Annotated in this window: 2 protein-coding genes; one reads left to right on the top strand and one right to left on the bottom strand. The window is 66.9% G+C overall.

Translation table 11 applies throughout. From position 1 onward, the window contains the following. On the top strand, positions 1–1,553 hold a 1,553-nt coding region (locus GPA_RS12325), incomplete at its 5' end, for an MDR family MFS transporter (RefSeq protein WP_197533101.1). A 275-nt stretch (positions 1,554–1,828) separates the two neighbouring features. On the opposite strand, the gene GPA_RS12320 is transcribed toward GPA_RS12325, so the two are convergent. Then, positions 1,829–2,323, bottom strand: a 495-nt coding sequence (locus tag GPA_RS12320) for a TrmH family RNA methyltransferase (protein ID WP_167536662.1), incomplete at its 5' end; no start/stop codon positions are given.

The following is a 2,323-nucleotide window of genomic DNA, read 5'->3' as shown; positions in this document are numbered from 1 at the left end:
CCTCCGCCAGGCAGGGCGACGTGCCCGCCGCCGAGCTCAAGCCCGAGCGCAAGCGCGGCGTGGCGGCCGTGTTCGCGGGCCTGCTTTTGGCCATGTTCGTGTCCACGCTGTCCGAGACGGTCACGGCCACGGCGCTGCCCACCATCGTGGGCGACCTCGGCGGTGTCGACCACATGCAGTGGGTGACCACGGCCTACATCCTGGCCTCCACCATCATGATGCCCATTTACGGCAAGCTGGGCGACCTGTTCGGCCGCAAGTACCTGTTCATCGTGGCGCTTTCGGTGTTCATCGTGGGCTCGGCCACCTGCGGGCTCGCGCCCAGCATGGACGGCCTCATCGCGGGTCGCGCCGTTGAAGGGCTCGGGGGCGGCGGCCTCATCATCTTGGCGCAGGCCACCATCGCCGACATCATCCCGCCCCGGCAGCGCGGCAAGTACATGGGCGTCATGGGCTCGGTGTTCGCCGTGTCCACCGTGGTGGGGCCGCTTCTGGGCGGCTGGTTCGTGCAGGTGACGGGCTGGCGCTGGCTGTTCGCTTTCAACATCCCGCTGGCGCTCTTGGCTATCGCGGCCGTGGCGTTCTTCCTCACGAACCCCGAGCGCCGCGACGACCGCCCGCCGGTGGACGTGGGCGGCATGATGGCCATGGCCGTTTCGGTGTCGTCGCTCGTGCTGGCCACCGCATGGGGCGGCACGTTGTATCCCTGGCTGTCATGGCAGATCATCGGCTTGTTCGCGCTGTTCGTGGTTGCGGCCGTGGCGTTCGTGCTGGTGGAGCGGCGGGCGAAGGAGCCCATCATCCCGATGCTCCTGTTCAAGAACCGCAACTTCGTGGTGTGCACCGTCACGGGCATGTTCATCATGCTGGGCATGATGGGCACGGTGTCGTATCTGCCCACGTACTTCCAGATCGTGGACGGCCTCGCGCCCGAGCAGGCCGGGCTCATGACGTTCCCCATGATGGCGGGCGTGCTGCTCACGGCGGTGGGCACGGGCTTTTTGGCCACGAAGACCGGGCGCTACAAGTGGATGCCCATCGCGTCGTGCGCCGTGGCGGCGGTGGGCTTCGTGCTGCTGTCGCGCCTCACGCCGGATACATCGCTGCTGGTGACGGGCGTGTTCCTGTTCGTGCTGGGCTTCGGCATAGGCCTCGGGCAGCAGATCCTCGTGCTCATCGTGCAGAACGAGTTCCCGCACGCCATCGTGGGCACGGCCACCGCGGCCAACAACTTCTTCCGGCAGATCGGCTCCACGCTGGGGGCGTCGCTCGTGGGCGCGCTGTTCACGTCGCGCCTCGCCGCCGACCTGGCCGCGCAGCTGCCGAAGACCGACAACATCAGCATGAACCGCATCACGTCCCAGTACGTCGACCACCTCGCCGCCCCCGTGCGCGACATCATCACCGCCGCGTACTCCGACGCGCTCGTGCCCATCTTCCTGTACGTGGTGCCCTTGCTGGTGGTGGGTTTCATCCTCATGCTCACCCTTAAGGAGAACCCCTTGGCCAAGAGCGTGAACCACACCGGCCACCCTGGGGGCGACGCGCTGTAGGGGCGGGCATCCTGGTTACGAGCATTCCAGCGAGGACGCTCGCTAGGGAAGCCTGCTTCGGGGCTTTTCCGGCTTCATGACGCCGAATCAGGCCCTTCGTGCCAAAAACGAGCCGTTTTGGCAATCCATAGTAGATAACTATGAATATGTCTGAAGAACGCCACCTGGTGAAACGCCCTCGTTGCTCGCTGTATGAGCGTCGGATATCCCTCCGAAGCCGCGTCGCGATTGCCAAACCGGCTCGTTTTTGGCAGAAGTGGGAAAAATCGGCGTCACTACCGGCGCAGCTCCCAGAAGGCCACGGCGCTGGCGGCGGCCACGTTCAGGGAGTCCACGTGGTGCTGCATGGGGATGCGCACCGTGTAGTCGCAGGCGGCGATGGTGGTAGGGGCCAAACCGTCGCCCTCGGTGCCGAACACCAGCGCGAGCTTCGGCTCGGCGGCCAGGCGGGCGTCGTCCAGCGGCACCGAGTCGTCCGACAACGCCATCGCGGCCGTGGCGAACCCCAGCTCATGCAGCAGCGGGAGACCGCCCTTCGCCCAAGCGCCCTTGCCCGCGCGCGGGTCCGCCTCCTCGCCGATGCGCGTCCACGGCACCTGGAACACGGTTCCCATCGACACGCGAACCGCGCGGCGGTACAACGGGTCGTAGCACTCGGGTGTCACGAGCACGGCATCCACGCCCAGCGCCGCGGCCGAACGGAAGATGGCGCCCACGTTCGTGTGGTTCGTGATGTTCTCCAGCACGGCCACGAGCCGCGCATCGCGCAC

The sequence above is a fragment of the Gordonibacter pamelaeae 7-10-1-b genome (assembly GCF_000210055.1).
Lineage (GTDB): Bacteria > Actinomycetota > Coriobacteriia > Coriobacteriales > Eggerthellaceae > Gordonibacter > Gordonibacter pamelaeae.
The sequence above is the reverse complement of the archived record's forward strand: the minus strand, read 5'-3'. Positions and strand labels throughout refer to the sequence as shown.